This is a genomic window from Bacillus litorisediminis, assembly GCF_022808645.1.
Classification (GTDB): domain Bacteria; phylum Bacillota; class Bacilli; order Bacillales; family JC228; genus Bacillus_BF; species Bacillus_BF litorisediminis.
The window spans coordinates 19,775-36,749 of the sequence record NZ_JAKZKT010000039.1 but is presented as its reverse complement, the minus strand read 5'-3'; the positions used below and the strand labels follow the sequence as shown (position 1 = coordinate 36,749).

15 protein-coding genes are annotated in these 16,975 nt (G+C 40.2%); 2 read left to right on the top strand and 13 right to left on the bottom strand.

Annotated features, from left to right (window positions below):
* Nucleotides 1-309 precede the first annotated feature (309 nt).
* From MLE14_RS17230 to MLE14_RS17215, 4 genes are all read right to left on the bottom strand, one after another.
* Nucleotides 310-1,101: a DUF817 domain-containing protein gene (locus tag MLE14_RS17230; protein WP_243299654.1), complete on the bottom strand. Its 792-nt coding sequence runs from the start codon at nt 1,099-1,101 to the stop codon at nt 310-312.
* 80 nt (nt 1,102-1,181) lie between these two features.
* Nucleotides 1,182-1,403, bottom strand: a complete 222-nt coding sequence (locus tag MLE14_RS17225) for a helix-turn-helix domain-containing protein (RefSeq protein WP_243299653.1) — start codon at nt 1,401-1,403, stop codon at nt 1,182-1,184.
* A gap of 10 nt (nt 1,404-1,413) precedes the next feature.
* Nucleotides 1,414-1,896, bottom strand: coding sequence for a DUF2975 domain-containing protein (locus tag MLE14_RS17220; RefSeq protein ID WP_243299652.1), 483 nt, complete (start codon nt 1,894-1,896; stop codon nt 1,414-1,416).
* A gap of 324 nt (nt 1,897-2,220) precedes the next feature.
* On the bottom strand, nt 2,221-3,231 hold the full coding sequence (locus MLE14_RS17215; protein WP_243299651.1) for a DUF3231 family protein: 1,011 nt from the start codon (nt 3,229-3,231) through the stop codon (nt 2,221-2,223).
* A gap of 600 nt (nt 3,232-3,831) precedes the next feature.
* On the opposite strand from MLE14_RS17215, the gene MLE14_RS17210 reads away from it, so the two are divergent.
* Nucleotides 3,832-4,854: a DUF3231 family protein gene (locus MLE14_RS17210; RefSeq protein ID WP_243299650.1), complete on the top strand. Its 1,023-nt coding sequence runs from the start codon at nt 3,832-3,834 to the stop codon at nt 4,852-4,854.
* A 144-nt stretch (nt 4,855-4,998) separates the two neighbouring features.
* On the opposite strand, the gene MLE14_RS17205 is transcribed toward MLE14_RS17210, so the two are convergent.
* The 8 genes from MLE14_RS17205 to MLE14_RS17170 all read right to left on the bottom strand — a co-directional run bounded on the left by MLE14_RS17205 (nt 4,999) and on the right by MLE14_RS17170 (nt 13,428).
* Nucleotides 4,999-5,925 carry an AEC family transporter gene (locus tag MLE14_RS17205; protein WP_243299649.1) on the bottom strand — a complete coding sequence of 309 codons (927 nt, stop codon included), beginning with the start codon at nt 5,923-5,925 and terminating at the stop codon, nt 4,999-5,001.
* A gap of 272 nt (nt 5,926-6,197) precedes the next feature.
* Nucleotides 6,198-7,730 (bottom strand): tripartite tricarboxylate transporter permease, encoded by a 1,533-nt coding sequence (locus MLE14_RS17200; protein ID WP_243299648.1) that lies wholly within the window; start codon nt 7,728-7,730, stop codon nt 6,198-6,200.
* A gap of 13 nt (nt 7,731-7,743) precedes the next feature.
* A complete protein-coding gene (locus MLE14_RS17195) occupies nt 7,744-8,223 on the bottom strand; it encodes a tripartite tricarboxylate transporter TctB family protein (protein ID WP_243299647.1) in 480 nt (159 codons plus the stop codon).
* Nucleotides 8,224-8,256: 33 nt separating this feature from the next.
* Nucleotides 8,257-9,288 (bottom strand): tripartite tricarboxylate transporter substrate binding protein, encoded by a 1,032-nt coding sequence (locus tag MLE14_RS17190; RefSeq protein WP_243299646.1) that lies wholly within the window; start codon nt 9,286-9,288, stop codon nt 8,257-8,259.
* A gap of 61 nt (nt 9,289-9,349) precedes the next feature.
* On the bottom strand, nt 9,350-10,297 hold the full coding sequence (locus tag MLE14_RS17185) for a hydroxymethylglutaryl-CoA lyase (protein WP_243299645.1): 948 nt from the start codon (nt 10,295-10,297) through the stop codon (nt 9,350-9,352).
* The gene (locus MLE14_RS17180) at nt 10,294-11,484 is read right to left on the bottom strand and encodes a CaiB/BaiF CoA transferase family protein (protein WP_243299644.1); all 1,191 of its coding nucleotides are present in this window, start codon (nt 11,482-11,484) and stop codon (nt 10,294-10,296) included. Before MLE14_RS17180 ends, MLE14_RS17185 begins: the two co-directional genes overlap by 4 nt.
* Nucleotides 11,485-11,516: 32 nt before the next feature.
* A complete protein-coding gene (locus MLE14_RS17175) occupies nt 11,517-12,716 on the bottom strand; it encodes a CaiB/BaiF CoA transferase family protein (RefSeq protein ID WP_243299643.1) in 1,200 nt (399 codons plus the stop codon).
* A 43-nt stretch (nt 12,717-12,759) separates the two neighbouring features.
* Nucleotides 12,760-13,428, bottom strand: a complete 669-nt coding sequence (locus MLE14_RS17170) for a GntR family transcriptional regulator (protein WP_243299642.1) — start codon at nt 13,426-13,428, stop codon at nt 12,760-12,762.
* A gap of 871 nt (nt 13,429-14,299) precedes the next feature.
* Between MLE14_RS17170 and nhaC the strand changes: the two genes are divergently transcribed.
* Nucleotides 14,300-15,712 (top strand): Na+/H+ antiporter NhaC, encoded by a 1,413-nt coding sequence (nhaC, locus tag MLE14_RS17165; protein ID WP_243299641.1) that lies wholly within the window; start codon nt 14,300-14,302, stop codon nt 15,710-15,712.
* A 98-nt stretch (nt 15,713-15,810) separates the two neighbouring features.
* Here the strand turns inward: nhaC and MLE14_RS17160 are convergent, their stop codons facing one another.
* Nucleotides 15,811-16,824 (bottom strand): DUF1835 domain-containing protein, encoded by a 1,014-nt coding sequence (locus MLE14_RS17160; protein ID WP_243299640.1) that lies wholly within the window; start codon nt 16,822-16,824, stop codon nt 15,811-15,813.
* Nucleotides 16,825-16,975: the final 151 nt, after the last annotated feature.

The window sequence follows — 16,975 nt, the reverse complement described above, 5'->3', positions numbered from 1 at the left end:
CTAATATAAACTTAACCAATTTGAACACCTGCCTGGTGAAAAAAATTAATCAGTCAAAAATAGCTGATAACCTGGTGAAAAAAATTAATCAGTCAAAAATAGCTGATAACCTTATTATATCAGGCATTATGAGCAAGTTTATAAAGGATTTCGCTACGGATTCAGGTTAATCTAATATTAACAAAAAAATCCAATAAAAACAATGACTGTTGGAGTATATAAAGGTCCTTGTTTGCCCGTTTCAAATTATAGTTCAATATGGAACCTAAAAAAGTACAATTCTGCTAAGGATCTGACTGTACGCATCAATTATAAAAATTGACCAGCATCCATCCTAGTCGAATTTTTTCCCTTAACCTGCTTTAACGTCGCTACGATTAGAAAGCTCACAATTACTAATAAAAGCCATGAACTCACCTTTCCTAGATGAACGAGACTCCATGCATCGGTTTGGTTGGGATATTCCCAAGCTCCAAAGTACGTTGCGATATTTTCGGCAATCCAAATAAAAAATCCGATGAGCACAAAAGAAAGTGCGAGTGGCATACGGTAACGAGTGCCATCAACCTCGTATGTGACCCATGATTGCCAAAAAACGATGATGACCAGTCCGGATAACCACCAGCGAACATCTATCCAAAAATGGTGGGTGAAAAAATTCAAATAAATCGCAGCTGCAAGAGGCACCACTATCAAAAACGGCGGCCACTTAACCAGCTCAACCTTCAACCTCCTCCACGCCTGGCAAAGATAACTCGCGACGCTTGCGTACATGAATCCGCTATATAAAGGCACTCCAAAAATTTTGAAATATCCTTCCTCTGGGTAAGACCAGGAGCCCATATGTACCTTGAAAAGTTCAAGTGCAAGTCCGATGAGGTGGAATAATGTGATCACCTTAAGTTCATCCCGTGTTTCAAGCCCAGAACGCACCATCCACCACTGCATCAGAAGGCAGATAATCAGCAGCCAGTCATACCGTGGCAGGAAGGGAAGCGGCAAGATTTGTGTTACAGCCAAAGAGGCAAAAATAACGACAGGAAACAAACATGATAGAGCCTGCTCCCAACCAAAACGAACGAGTTGCTTTGATGCTCTCATTATGTTTGCCTCCATTCTTTTTATGGTCAATTTCATGAGTAACTCCCCTTTTATAATGGAAAAAATAAACTTACTCACTGCTAATCTTGGGGATCTTCATCACTTCGGTACTCTAAAATATCTCCCGGCTGACATTCTAATGCTTTACAAATTGCCTCTAAAGTTGAAAATCGAATCGCTTTTGCCTTTCCATTTTTCAATATGGAAAGATTCGCCATCGTGATTCCAACCCTCTCCGAAAGTTCGGTTACGCTCATTTTCCTTTTCGCCAGCATCACATCAATATTGATTATAATTGCCATTGTTTCCACCTCAGACCGTTAAATCATTTTCTGATTTTATATCAATTGCTTCTTGTAGAAGCTTTTGGAGAACAGCCGCAAAGACCGCAATCACCATAGAAGCAAAAGGAACAAGCAATCCGATAAAAATCACACCAGGGGCATCGTCTATCTCCGCAAAAAGATAGAAGAGCGGCAAGACTAGCACATGCAAACTGCTGATTGTGACTGCGCAGTATTTGATTTTCTTTAAAGCATTTACAGAAGCTTGCGAGAAAGCCTCATTTTTGTCAATATAGCGCAAAAGTTTGAAGGCCTGATACAAAGCAGCATAAAAAGGGATTGCCGATGCATAAAAAATGCTGGAAACGAGATATTTTATATAAGCAAACTCTGGAAGCAATTTTGCTGCAATATCCCCTAATTCAGGCACCAAAAAAATGCACAAAGCTAATATCGGAATTCCAATCAGAATAACAGCGATCTTTAAAAAGAGCGTTGACACTTGTTTCATAAAAGCACCTCGCATATTTATTGTCATTTTGAATTTATCACTTTATTTATCGTTTTGCAATAAATAATTACTGTTTTTAATTATATTTTTATCGATACAGGAATATCCCATTCATTTTAGACAAAGAAAAAAAGCATTCCTTATTACAAAGAAATGCTCTATACTTGTAAGTTTCAATTTATAACTTGTTCAGCTATTCTCACTCAATATCTTTCGTTTTCTCCATTTTCCTTAAGTTTACATAGTGGGTTACAATCCGGTAATCACTTAATAACCCTTGGAACAAAATTTCTGTATACTGCTTAAAGGAATGAAAGCATTTCGTTATTCTTCGGCTATTTTTTTTCTATCTGGTGCTTTCGGGGGCTGTTCTAACCATTGATTCTTAATCATAATGTTTGCCCAATCTTTAGCATAGGCAAGGTCTTCAAGGATAAACCTCTCATAATGATAAATCAAATCTGATCGCATTGTAGATCCCAATCCTGCCCCATAGTAAGAAATCGCAGTGTTAAATAAAAAACCTGTCAAATACATCATTAGTTTATCTGAAAAAGGAGGGGTTGTAGAATAAGTTACATCAGAATCCCACGACTGTGGTGCAGGAAGATCATCCTTCATTAATATTTGAGAAAACAATTCGATGTGTTTCTTTTTTATTTCCAGACCCTTGGTCAAAATTTTTCTTACCTCTTTGTCTTTAGCCACTTGATTGAAGCCAATTAGAATGGCTTTGGTAACAATACTTTTTTTCAAATTAAAAAATACATTGGAAATTTCGCTTCCGTTAAGAGTTCTTTTATCATTAAAAAAACCTTCAAAGAAATTCTCTGATTTAACAAAATCAATGCCAATAGGAGAAGGAATGTACGGAGGTCGGTGATAGATTCCTTTTGAAAGTAGTAATTCTATCGTTTGATTGTATAAACTGATGCCGTCATTTATTTTATCCTCATAAAATTTTCTCATATCCTTACGGGTTGAAACAGTTATGGCTATTGAATATCCCGAAAGCCCATGAATAGTCATCTCATGAAGGAATTTAAGACATAAACCATCTGAATACAATTTCGGAGCATCCAAATGAACATCATGTTCCGTAAACCCTTGAGGGATCGGATAACCTTCTTGATTTAATAATTTTTTAATTTCAGTTAAGTTATTTTCCGATGTAGCAATTGCATCCTTGAATATGGATGTAATATCTTCACTTTTAGAATCAAGGGTATTATACATGTATGTATTAACACGCAGGTTTAATGAATCAGCCATGAACTGGGTCCATAAGCTTGTAATTTCGGGCCCTGTTAATTTTGTGTGATGTAAGGCGTCCATTATAAATTCTTCCTCCCATTAGATCGGGTCATAATAAGTAAAAGAAATGTAATCATCATTGTTTAAATACTTTTTTATTTTGATTTATATAGGAATAGAATATTCATTTTATTAATTCAACAAGTAAGGTAACCTTCCTTAATAGGGGGGACTTTTTCATCATATCTACGGTTACTGATTGATGATCTCCACCAATTGGTCGATATTTTCTCCCTCGTCTTTAGTTAAATGTACTTGTTTATAAAAGTTTTTAATTCCTTCCATCTCAGCTGCTTTTCTAGTTTTCTTCTATAACGTAACAAGACAGAATCGCTATGGTTAATAGTATAAATCCGAATAAGCCAATCTTTTCCTTCATGTAAGCAACTCCATCGTTGTATCTCATTTCTGTGGAAATATACTATTTATCTTCCTATTTATGTAAATAGATGCTTTGTTAATCGGGTTATTTAAAGAATGTTAACAGTACTGCAGTTATTTGATAACTAAATAAGCTGCAAGTGCAAGCAAAAGTTCCCTCTGTATACTTCATAACCAATACCATAAAATAATCTCGAATCACAAATGAAACAAACTCACAATAAATTGGAGGTATGTCATTTGGGGATTTTTAGGAAAACAAAGACAAACACCTTAACTTCTGCTGAAGTATCCGCATTTTGGCTTCAGTATATGGGCGATAGTATGGCAATATGTGTTTACAAATATTTTCTTAAAATTGTTGAAAACAAAGAGGTAAAACACACTTTAGAATTCGCCTTACAGTTAGCTGAGAGCCATATTACAAAAATCGCGGAATTCTTAAAAAGTGCAAATTTCCAAGTCCCAATAGGATTTACAGAGAATGACGTGAACCTAAATGCTCCGCGTCTGTTTTCTGACCAATTTTTACTTTTTTACTCTTATATTATGACCATACATGGGTTAACGGCTTATAGCTTGGCTATTACAAACTCGGAGAGACAAGACGTTCAAAATTATTTTTTTGAATGTACGTCATCATCTAAAGAATTGTTCCAAAAAATAGTGGAATTATCCAAGGATATTCCAAAATTTTCGAGTGTCCCCCCTATTCCTTCACCTAATGGGGCGGAGTTTATGGAATCAACAGGAATCATTTCAAATCTAATTGGAGACAAAAGACCTCTCAGCAGTTCCGAAATCAGTACCCTTTTCTTTAATTCAAAGAAAACTGGATTTATCCGGACATTAAGTTTGGCTTTTAGTCAGGTCGCGGAGCTGGATGAAGTTCGTAATTTTATGTTGAAAAACGTTAAATTGGCAGGGCAAGACGCTGAAAGCTTTGACACTATATTAAGACAAGATCATTTACCAATACCTGAGAAATGGGATGCTGAGATCACTGATTCGACTGTAAGTCCATTTTCAGACAAATTGATGATGAATCACTGCGCGTTTTTAGTAAATGCAGCACTTTCTTATTATGGTGCATCATTAGGTTCCAGCTTAAGATCAGATATAATGGTCAACTATTATCGAGTATTTACCCATGCGATGGAGGCTGGTGTTCTTTGCTACAATATTATGGTTAAACATGGATGGCTGGAAAAACAACCTGAAGCGATTGACAGAAAATCCCTTGCACAAGGCACAAAGAAATAAGAAGACAAAACGCCTTTTTTATTTCCCGGACTATGATCATTGCAGTTATTTGATTGGGAATATTCTATGTAAATTTCAGCGCAGAAAAGTGCAGTTTTAGTCTGAAATTCATGTTTCCCTTGCATCTTCACACATAGCAAAACCTCAAAATAAAACCTTCGATAAATACACAACAATCGTAACGGTTATACTGCTTAATAAGGTAGATACTAATACAATCTGGGCAGCCAGGTTAGGATAATGATGATATTCTAAAGCAAACAAAGCACTATTCCTGGAACTCGGAAAAGAGCTTGCGATAAACAAAGCTTGTGCGACCGTCCCGCTTATGCCAAACATCCATAAAAAAATCAGGGCTATAATAGGAGATATAATTAGCCTTCCTGCCAGACTCAGAACGAGCGGCAACGTAATCCGGTTTAATTTTAGATAGGCACTCTGCGCACCAAGTGTAACCAGCGCAATCGCAATAAAAGCATTGGCTGTATTTTCGACTGGACCCCATATCACACTTGGGATGTCGACCGCCATTATATTTAAAATAAGTCCTAATATAGAAGTAAAAATAATCGGGTTTTTTACAAGCTCCTTTAACATGGAGGCAGTTGCTGTACTTTTGGCGGAGATACAATTCATCAAACCATAGGTGTAATTCAGGAAATTTTGAAACAGCAGGACAATCACCTGAATCGAAGCTCCCAGCGGATTCGTTTGAAAAATCAGCTGGCTGACCGGCAGTCCAAAATTCCCCGCATTAATAAGCACGACACTATTTTTAAACGTAGAAGACATGCTTGCATCAAATTTTGCCGCTTTAGCCGCAGCCGAACATAACAGGATTAAGCAGACGTTATGCAAAGTGAGCAGCCCTACTGTGATCAGCATCGTTTCTCCACCGATATTACTTTCGTAAATATTGACGAAACTGATTGCAGGAATTAAAAAATAGGTTGTCAGTTTCGATAACGTATTCAGATCAAAAGTGAATTTTCTGTGTAAAAAAGCGCCTGCTCCAATCAGAATAAAAACGGGCAATATGACCTCAATCAAAATTAGAAAAAAGACATCCATCTCTCCCTAACCTCATTCCCCAACAGAGAGATATCCCTCTGTGTGTTTATACCGCTACAGAGAGTAAATTGCTTGCTGAAACACAGGGACGGATCTTGCGTTTCAAAACCAAACATAGCCAGAGTTCTTGCTTGAGCAGAAATAATGAAACAGAAGAACCGTCCCCTTGTTTCCTTGAGCAGAAATGATGAAACAGAAGAACCGTCCCCTTGTTTCATTAACAAAAAACGACCCTTCTTCTCGAAGAATCGTATTTTATCAGCAGCGGTGTGCTATGCTTTTTTTTCAATATCAGGGTTGATTTGTGTGTGGCTGTTTCTTTTTTTCTTAAGGAACGTTTTAAGTATAGGTACAAATACGATTAAAACAATTAGGATGCTGATGGCGAGGGAAATCGGTCTTTCCACGAATGTTATCAGACTGCCATTTGTGATTTCCATGCTGCGGCGGAAGTTTTGCTCCAATAATGGACCCAGCACTAAGGCCATCACTGCCGGAGCGAGCGGAAAACCGAATCGCTGCATCGCGTATCCGACAAGTCCAAATCCGAATAACAAGAAAAGATCAAACTGATTAAAATTAATGCCGTAAACACCTAATACTGAAAAGGAAATGACCCCTACAAAGAGAGGCACGGTCGGTATTTTTAAAAGGGAAGCAAAAACCCCAACCAGCGGAAGATTCAATACTAACAGCATGATATTTCCGATATACATACTGGCAATAATCGCCCAAAGCAGAGTCGGGTTTGAATCAAACATTCCTGGGCCAGGCTGGAGACCGTACATCATGAAGATCAGCATTAAAAGCGCTGTCGTAGCTGATCCCGGAATACCGAGAGTAAATAATGGTACAAGCGCTCCGCCGACTCCGGCATTATTGGCTGCTTCCGGACCTGATACGCCTTCGATGGCTCCTTTGCCGAATTCCTCGGGATGCTTGGACAGCTTCTTTTCCATCCCATAAGATAAAAACGAAGCCAAAGATGGGCCGATGCCTGGAAGGACTCCGATTAAAAACCCTAATATTGAACCTCTTCCAAAGGGACCAATCGATCTTTTCCAATCCTCGCGCGTCATCCACTGTGTGCCTTTAAAATGTTGCACGTCCATTTTACGAGATTTCCCTTTTCTCGCCATATTTTCAAGGGCTTCTGGGATCGCAAATAGAGCAATCGCGATTAGCACAAAATCAATTCCGTCTAACAGGTTGGGGATGCCAAATGTATAGCGCGGGACACTTGTTTGCAGGTCAATGCCCACCATTGCAATCGACAGTCCAAATAATGTTGAAATATATGCTTTTAATGCAGAGCCAGTCGTTAAACTGGATACCATCGTCATCGCTAAAACAATCAACAGAAAATACTCTGCTGAGCCAAAATAATAGGCAGCTTTCGCTAAAGTCGGAGCAAGCAGCATCAGTCCTATTGTTGAAAGAGTTCCCGCGATAAAGGAACCAATCGCTGCAGCAGATAAAGCCCTGCCTGCTTTCCCTTGTCTTGCCATTTCATATCCATCTAATGTCGTGACGACGGAAGCTACTTCTCCGGGAGTTTTTACAAGAATGGCTGTTGTCGAGCCCCCGTACATGGAGCCATAATAGATGCCAATGAGCATGATCAGACCACTCATTGGTTCCATTCCATAGGCCAGCGGAATGAGTAGAGCGATGGCTGTAATCGGACCGATTCCAGGGAGTATTCCCGTTAATGTTCCGATCAGGACTCCTAGAAATGCAAAGGCTAGAGTCTCCAGTGATAATACGGCACTAAAACCTGTGATGATATTAGAGAAGATATCCATAGACAGCCACCTCCTACCCTAATGGACCTAACGGCAAATAGACTGAGAGTACACGGTCAAATACAAAATAAACAGTAATCGGAAAAACTAATGAATAAATCACATTGCGAATCCAAGCTTTTCGATCCAAATACATCGTGACACTTAAAATGAATAAGGCTGTAGAAATTAAGTATCCAAGCGGAACAAACAATACTACATACCCGAGCAAGAAAAGAGAAAGAAGGAAAACCTTCTTTTTATCCTGTGGTTCTCCTTCCTCTTTTGAACCAGCCTTCTTCTCTATCTTGTTTGGCTTCCGACGCGCCTCTATCAATCCCGAAATAATAAGGATGACCGATGTTACGATTAAAAGAATCCCGATAGCCCCCGGAAAAACGGATGGTCCAACAACTACTGATTCTGATGCTGGCGGCGGCAGCCTGAAAGCCATAATGGTATAGATAACAGCAAAGGCTAAAACCACCACTCCTGAAATGATATTCTTATTCAAATGACCACCTCATTCTCTTTTTTTTGCGAAGGATTATCTTTTCAGCTGGCCTGTCTTTTCCAGACCTTGTTTATAGGCTTCATTGGCTTCATTTAAATAATTTTGAAATTCTTCACCCTTCATAAAAGTGGTTTCCCATTGATTCTTCTTCGCTAAATCCTTCCACGTATCCGTCTGAAGCGCTTTTTCAATGACATTCGCCCAATACGTTACAGCCTCTTCAGGCATATCTGGAGGACCCATGAGTCCGCGCCAGTTTCCAAATGTCACATCAATGCCTTGTTCGATAGCTGTTGGCACATCCTGCATGACACCGCCCAGTCTTTCCTCACTCGTTACAACAAGAGCACGGAATTCACCAGCTTCAATTTGAGCTGTAAATTCACTAATTCCAGACATAGCGGCAGCCAGGTCACCATTTAAGAGCGCATTTGTAATTTCTCCGCCGCCTTCATACGAGATAAAATTAATAGAAGATGCATCTCCGCCAACCGCATCTACTAATAGAGCAAATGGCAGCTGGTCGTCACCTGACGCTCCAATCGCAACAGCTTTTGGATCAGCTTTCACGTCATTTAATAGATCTTCAATGGTTTGATATTTAGAATCCTTAGGTACAACCACTGTATAGTACTCGGTCATAAGTCTTGCGATCATCGTGACGTCTTCATAGGAATACTCGGATAAACCGCGAAGGTAATTGGACATGATTGGCGTTGAAGTCACACTGATCTTATCAGCCGCTCCCTTTTTCGCCGTAACAAGCTGGGACAAGGAAACGGCTCCTGTTGCACCAGCCTCATTCACGACAGGGACTGGAAAGTCAACTAATCCTTCTTTCGTAAAAACTTCAACTAATGCACGTGCTGTCAAATCCCAGCCGCTTCCCGGTGATGCAGGTGCAACGAGAGTAACTGGCTTTCCGTCAGAATAGACGTTTTCATCGTTTGATCCTGCATCTCCGCCCGTTCCTCCGCTTGAACTTGAGCTGCAGCCAACTAATACGACTAGTACGGATAAACATACGATAAATAGTGACGACCACTTCGATTTTAAAAATTTCAAGTAAAATTCCCCCTATTATTTTGAAAAAATAGTTTGAAACCGTATCCCCTTTTTCGACACCCTACTTTGCGAGTTTTTCTTGAGATGCTGGTGCAGCATGAATTTGGTAGGATGGGCCAGCACGATGAATCGTACTTTCTAGCTTGTGTCCTACTAATCTTTCAACATCCTTTGCTATCGTGAGGAGCTGATCTAAATCAATACCGCTTTGAACATTCATTAAGTTAAGCATGTGAACGAGATCCTCCGTTGCTACATTTCCTGTTGCACCAGGAGCATACGGGCAGCCCCCGAGACCGCCAATCGATGCGTCAAAATATAAGACTCCTGCATCAATCCCGGCTAATACATTGGCAAGAGCCATCCCTCGTGTATTGTGAAGATGGAGGCTAAACTCCACATCCGGAAAACGGTCAATCAGCCTCTTCATCGTCGTATAGACAAGCTTTGGGTCGGCACAGCCAATGGTATCAGCAACTCCGATGTGGCGAATTCCCATAGAATAATAGGCTTCCGCGGTATATAGCACTCTTTCAAAAGGAACCTTCCCTTCAAAAGGACAACCCAACGCAGTTGCCATTCCCCCTTGAACTGTCACATTATGTTCACGGGCAATTTTGACGACCTTTTCGTGCTCCTTTAAACTCTCATCAACACTTTTATTGGCATTCGAGCGGCTATGAGATTCTGTGACCGAATGCATCAATTCCCATTCATCCGCCTGCAGAGGAACAGCACGTTCGGCTCCTCGTTCATTTGGGACGAGGACACTATATGTAACGCCAGGCTGACGCTCTATGTTTTTCATCACGATTGCAGCATCTGCCAATTGCGGAACAGCTTTTGGATGAACGAGAGAAGTCACTTGAATGCCATGAACACCCGTTTTAGACAGCGCATTAATCAATTTAATTTTTTCCTCGGTCGGGATAAAATTTTTCTCCATTTGCAGACCATCCCGCGGCCCTACATCTTTCACCTTGATAAAATCATTGAGTTCCCAGTTCATATGATTCCCTCCTTTTGCAATGCTTCAATATCTTCCCGTGAATAGCCAAGCTGTTGATAGACTTCTAGGTTGTGTTCGCCAAGACTGGCTCCTGTTTTTCTGACAGACCCCGGGGTTTTCGAGAATTTAGGGAAAACTCCAGGAAGCTTCACTTTTCCCAGGGTCGCATGTTCGACCTCAATGATAGACTGGCGTGCCTGATATTGCGGATCATTGAAAATGTCTTCTATCGAGTAAACCAGAGAAATAGGTACACCATTCTGATCGCAAAGCTCCTGAAGGTCTTTGGCTTTCAAGGTTCCAATCCAATCCGCCACCAAACTCATCAGTTCAGCCCTTCTCTTCTCCCGCGCTTTGTTCGTTGAGTAGCGAGGATCCGTAATCATATCCTCTCTGCCCATGATTTTGGCGAGGCGATAGAAGGTCCGGTCTGTACTGGTCGTCAAAACCATCCATTTCTTATCAGCGGTTTGAAAGGTCCCGACTGGAACGGCAAGACTATTGTCACTGCCCCTTCTTTCCATGATGATTCCAAGCTGGTCGTAGGAAGCAACCATAATATCTAATAGACGGAACATCGATTCATAAAGGGAAACATCTATCTCTTGACCTTCCCCGCCGTAGACATCGCGATGATAAAGGGCCGTGAGAGCTCCGATGGTCGCAAAAAGGCCTGTTACATAATCAACCAGCGATATCGGCGGTGACAGTGGCGGCCGGTCCGGCTCCCCTGTTATATAGGTATAGCCGCTAAAAGCTGTCGCTGACGTGCCAAAGCCCGCCACTTCACGTTTTGGACCTGTTTGACCATAGCCGCTGACACGGACAACAATGATGTTAGGGTTCGCTGCTCGAATCCGATCCATCGTAACTCCCCATTTTTCAAGCGTTCCAGGGCGGAAGTTTTCAAATAGAACATCCTGATTGGCTAACAATTTTAAAAAGATTTCCTGTCCTTTTTCCTTTCGCAAATCAAGAGTCACTGTCTTTTTATTGCGGGAAACCGTCGCCCAAGGGATTGATTCATCCAGCCGCATGGGCTGAAACCCCCGCACCGGATCGCCCTTCCCCGGGATTTCTACTTTAATCACCTCTGCCCCGTAGTCCCCTAATAAAGCAGCTGCAAATGGCGCCGCATAAACCGTGGCAATATCCAAGACTTTTAATCCTGTAAGTGGACCCGACATTCAATCACCTCTGTTAAAAGTAAGGAAGAATTTTAGATAACTCCCCGTTTTGACATGTCCTCGATCATTTCATCCGTTAATCCGATTTCCTTTAAAACCTCCAGATTATGCTCACCAATTTTCGGCCCCAGCCATTTTATTTGTCCCGGTGTTTTGCTTAGCTTTGGCACAATGCCAGGCACCTTCATCTTGCCAACATCCTCATGCTCCATTTCTACAATCATGTCCCGTGCCTGATAATGCGGGTCATTGACAATGTCTTCCGCATTATAGATAGTTCCAGCCGGGATCGCGTTTTCATTTAACAGGTCCAAACATTCCTTCAGATTGTTCCGTCCGACCCATTCTTCAATCATCGATTCGATAAAATCCTGATGCTGAACGCGGCCATCATTCGTCAGGTATCTTTCGTCCCCAATTAAGTCATCCCGTCCCATTACTTTAAGCAGTCTTTGAAAAATCTTATCTCCATTTGCGGCAAGCACGATATACTTATCGTCCTTTGTTTTGTACACATTGGTTGGGACAATTCCAGGAAAAGTAGACCCCGTTCGTTCCCGAATCACACCTTTTTTGTCATATTCAGGCACTAGACTTTCCATTAAACTGAAAATCGCCTCGTAAAGAGCAACATCTATTTCCTGACCGCCGCCATTTCTTACATCGCGATGATACAGCGCCATTAAAATTCCGATAACTGAGTAAAGAGAAGCGACAGAATCGCCGATACTCACCCCGACCCTGACTGGAGGACGATCCGGATAACCTGTCAGATATCGCAAACCGCCCATTGCTTCTCCAACAGAGCCAAACCCTGCCCGGTCGGCATAAGGTCCAGTTTGCCCAAATCCGGAAATATGGCTGACAATGAGATTAGGATTAAGTTCCTGTAAAACCTCTGAGGTCAGCCCCCATTTGGCGATGGTACCCGGGCGGAAATTTTCCACAAACACATCGCATTCCTTTAGCAGACTTTTAATAACTTCTAATCCCTCGTCTGTCCGAACATCAACGGTAATACATTTCTTATTTCTGGATTGAACATACCACCAAAGGGACGTTCCATTATGCAACACACGCCACTTTCGTAATGGATCTCCACTATTCGGCAACTCTACTTTAATGACCTCTGCCCCAAACTCGGCTAAAATTCTTGTCGAAAAGGGACCCGCAATCAATGTCCCCATCTCTAGCACTTTGATACCTGATAATGGTAGATTGGTAGTTTTCATAGAAAATTGAATCTCCTCCCTTTCTTTTGAAGCGCTTACATTTTCAAGATTTAAAATTCACGTGATGTTGATTTAAACCGTTTAAGAAATTATCCAAATCATCAAGCACATGTTTTCTCATCAGTTCTTCTGCCTGATCGGGATTCCCCTCGTAGATCGCCTGCAAAATCGCTTCATGTTCATCAAAAGCGACAGGGCGGAAGCCAACAGAGCTTGTCATGATTCGATAACGGAGGATTTCAGTACGAATATGCTCCATCATTTGAATCAGCGATGGATTACGGCTAAGCTGTACAATCTTTTCATGAAACATCGTGTTCTTCTCTACGACACGATTTAATTTGCCGGCTTGAAAATACTCACGGGCCAGAATCGTCAATTCTTCTAGGTGAAGATAATCATCTTTCTTAATAAAATTGCAGGCTTTTCTCGCTGCAAGTCCTTCCAAAACTGAGCGGCACTCATAAACACTCGTGACCGTGTCTTTATTTAAATCAGCCACTTTCGCCCCCACAGAAGGCTCTAATGTAACCAGCCGTTCCCGCTCCAATCTCCGAAGAGCTTCTCTTACTGGAGTTCGGCTCGTATTAAACATTTCAGCGAGCTTCATTTCGCGAAGACGCTGATTCGGGGCTAATTTCCCCATTACAATTGCATCCTTAATGGCTAAATACACTTGCTCATACAAGTTGTATTTTTTATCAGTTTCCATTGGTTCACCTTTTTCAATCTTACTTTGTATTCAATCCGTCATATTGTATACAATTTGAATTTTAACAATTCAGATAAATGTTTTCAATCTAAATTTTCCGACAAATATTAAAACAAGAAATAAACGACTTCTTGTAAAATGGAAGAAGTCGTTCGTGAAAAGATTGATTCAGCTGGATATGGAAAATGAAATTTAAAAGTCGGAAATCAGAAGGTCTTCATTGACGATGCATCTTCTCAGAGTGCAGCTTTGACCTTCGCTTTCATTTTTCAAAGATGGTATTTTCATTGAACTGGACGATTTCCCTTTGCTATAGTACACTGTGCCTTTCATTTATTGAGATCTTGTTGCTTGTCCTTACGCAATCTTTGAATATAGTTCATGCCCAATATCCTCTGTTAACCGTTTTAGTTCTATTCAAATTCCTCAGACTTATTTTAACTGCAAATACCATTTAGTAATCTGAAACAAAATAAATTATTCATATGTTTAGATATACAGATAAAATACTTACTTATTGATACTAATTTCGCATTGACTTGATCAATTTGTTTACTATATATTTAATCTAAATTAGTTTTAATTTAATTAATTTTCAGACTATTGTACTTTCATCTTATCACTGGAATGTATTTTTATTGGCGATAGGCCAGAGGAAAATCCACACTGTCGACACTTTGCCGTTCACGCTCCTTTTGGAATGGCAGCATTTAGTCAACCATTAGCAACGTCAGCTGGATTACAAATTTTATTGAAAGGAGAAAGACTTTTACTGTACTAGCTTTTGTTGAACCAATGCAAACCGGTTGAGACGGTGAGGTTTGCACTTATTTCATAAGTTCTTGAAAAAGATCATACTGGGGGATTATTCATGAATACTTCTTTATCACCTTTGAAAGCGATTACATTGATTGCCCTATCTATTTTAATTGTCTTTGTAGGGATCCTTTATATGAAAGCACCTTCTACCATTGTTTTACTTACAGCCGGCACTGCTGTGATCATCCTTTGTTTATTATGGGGCATCAAATGGGATACGATCGAAAAAGATATATTAAATAGTTTGCAAGCTATGTTCATTCCTATTCTCATCTTACTTGCTGTTGGTATGATGGTCGGAATTTGGATGCTTTCTGGAACCATTCCCATTATTGTTTATTATGGTCTCCTCCTAATTGAACCAAGTATTTTTCTTTTCGTAGCATGCATAGCTTGTTGTTTAATGTCCATTATGTCTGGAACATCCTGGGGAACAATTGGAACGATTGGTGTGGCATTTATGGGGGTATCAATGGGATTAGGCATCCCTTTACATTACACAGCTGGAGCCATAGCAGTTGGAGCAATCTTTGGTGATAAGTTGTCCCCTCTTTCAGATACAACTGTTATGGCAGCAGCTGTATCTGATGTAAAACTTGTAGATCATATCAAACATATGTTGTATACAACGATTCCTGGTTTAATGATTTCATTAATTTTGTATCTAGTGTTAGGTTTTCAATACAGCGGACAAATTGCAGACGAGAATATTTCCAATATCCTGTCTACCTTAGAATCTCATTTCAGCCTGAATCCCTTGCTTATTCTTCCGCCTATTATCCTATTAATTATGATTTACAAAAATAAACCTACACTACCTGTATTTGGCGTAGGAATTATACTTGGCTGCTTACTCGCAGCGATATTTCAAGGGAAAGGGCCCGCAGAGATTGCAGCTGCTTTAAATAATGGCTTTACGGGTTCAACAGAGGTCGAAATAGTGGATAATATGCTGCAACGGGGCGGACTTTCAAGTATGTTAGGTACAGTTGCTCTCTTAATAGCTGCAGCGATTTTCGGTTCACCCTTACGAACAGCTGGTGTAATAGATATAATCCTTAGTTCCATTCAAAAATTGGCTAAAACGGGGAAAACAATGATGCTATCTAACTTATCTCTTCACTCTTTTATCTTTATAATTACAGGCAGCTATTATGTAACATTTGCTGTCTTAGGTCCGATGATGAAATCCATGTATGACAAATACGGGCTGCACCGTAAAAACTTTTCAAGAACATTGGAAGATACAGGAACTGCTTTGGCCCCTTTAATTCCATGGAGTGTTACAGGAGCTTTTATCGCACAAACTCTTGGGGTCCCGACTGGGGAATATGCACTTTTCGCCCCCATGCTCTACCTAGGAATTGTTTTTGCCATTATCTATATTTTGACTGGCTTTGGTATATCTAAGGTTAAACCTGCAGAAATAGAAGTAGAGAACAAGGCATCCCAACAACAGATTTAGATTTACAAGATTGATGGCGGGTATTTGCCAATAATAAATAGACCCAGTTCCTCTTAAAGTGGGGACTGGGTTTATGTATTGTGTTGCTTTCTCGTTTCCTACCTCAGTTTCACACTATAATACCTCATGCCTTTAGGAACCCCCTTAATTTCAAAAACCCCATTATATAGTAAGCTCCGCAATCTGTATTCTAAATAGGCATCACCTACAGGATTGCCTAGACGACCAAGGACTTCACCAATTAACCTGCCTGCTTTGATAAAATCCTTTTCCTTTTGTTTAGCATGTAATTGTTGGGCAGCGGTCACAATCACTGAATCAAAGTAATCTTCATTTACTTCTTTGATTTTATTATTTTCCCAAATCCGCAGGATCCCTTTAGTACTGGAAAGAGTAATCCAATCTGTTTCAAACCGGGCTCTTTCCTCATTAGTTAAAGGCTTCGTTAATTTCGTTTGATAGATTGTGTTTAATTTTTCAGGATGAACCTCACCAGTGTGACCATAAAAATACTGAAACTCTTTTGTATTAAATAATTCTTGGTAGGCGATTGTTGTATTTATAAGAAAAACCTCGTTGGTTTTTTCCTTTAGTAAATACAAAAGATAACGAATTCCCGTTTGCTCACCTGCATTTTCAGCAGTCCAGATGACAATGGGGACTTTCTCTGGTATAGCCTTAATTTCTGCAAGAGTTTTTGAAAATCTCATTTCATACTCTTCCATATAATCATCTGGATAATTCAAATGATCCCGCAGCCATTCATCTCTCTGCTTTTGCCCAGCTTCTTTATGGAGCTCCCAAATAGGTCCGACAGCTAAGAAGTCGGGAAAACCAATGACCTTATGTTCGCTCCCTAATCCTCCACGTAAGGATCCGGCAGAAGATTCGCCGCATACGATATGTACTGCTTTATATTCTCTTACCATTGTCTTCTTATGTTGAGTAATTTTCAGAAACTTGTTATACGTTACATATAAATCATCAATCATTTCCTTTGGTGATTGATTGGATTCATGTACCATCTTTAACCGAATTATCAAGTGTAACAGAACACTCTTTGCTTCACTTTCTGTTAATTGATTTACAGAATTTCGCAGGTCCTTGATCATCTCTATCAACCTCATTATTTATAAGTACTCTTACATCTTCTTCCATTAATTATACCTAATCTCGAAGTTTAATACCTTTATCTTTAAAAAAGTGCCTAACCCCCAGTACGTTAAGGCGTTACCACTGGGGATTAGACACTCTGAATGCGCT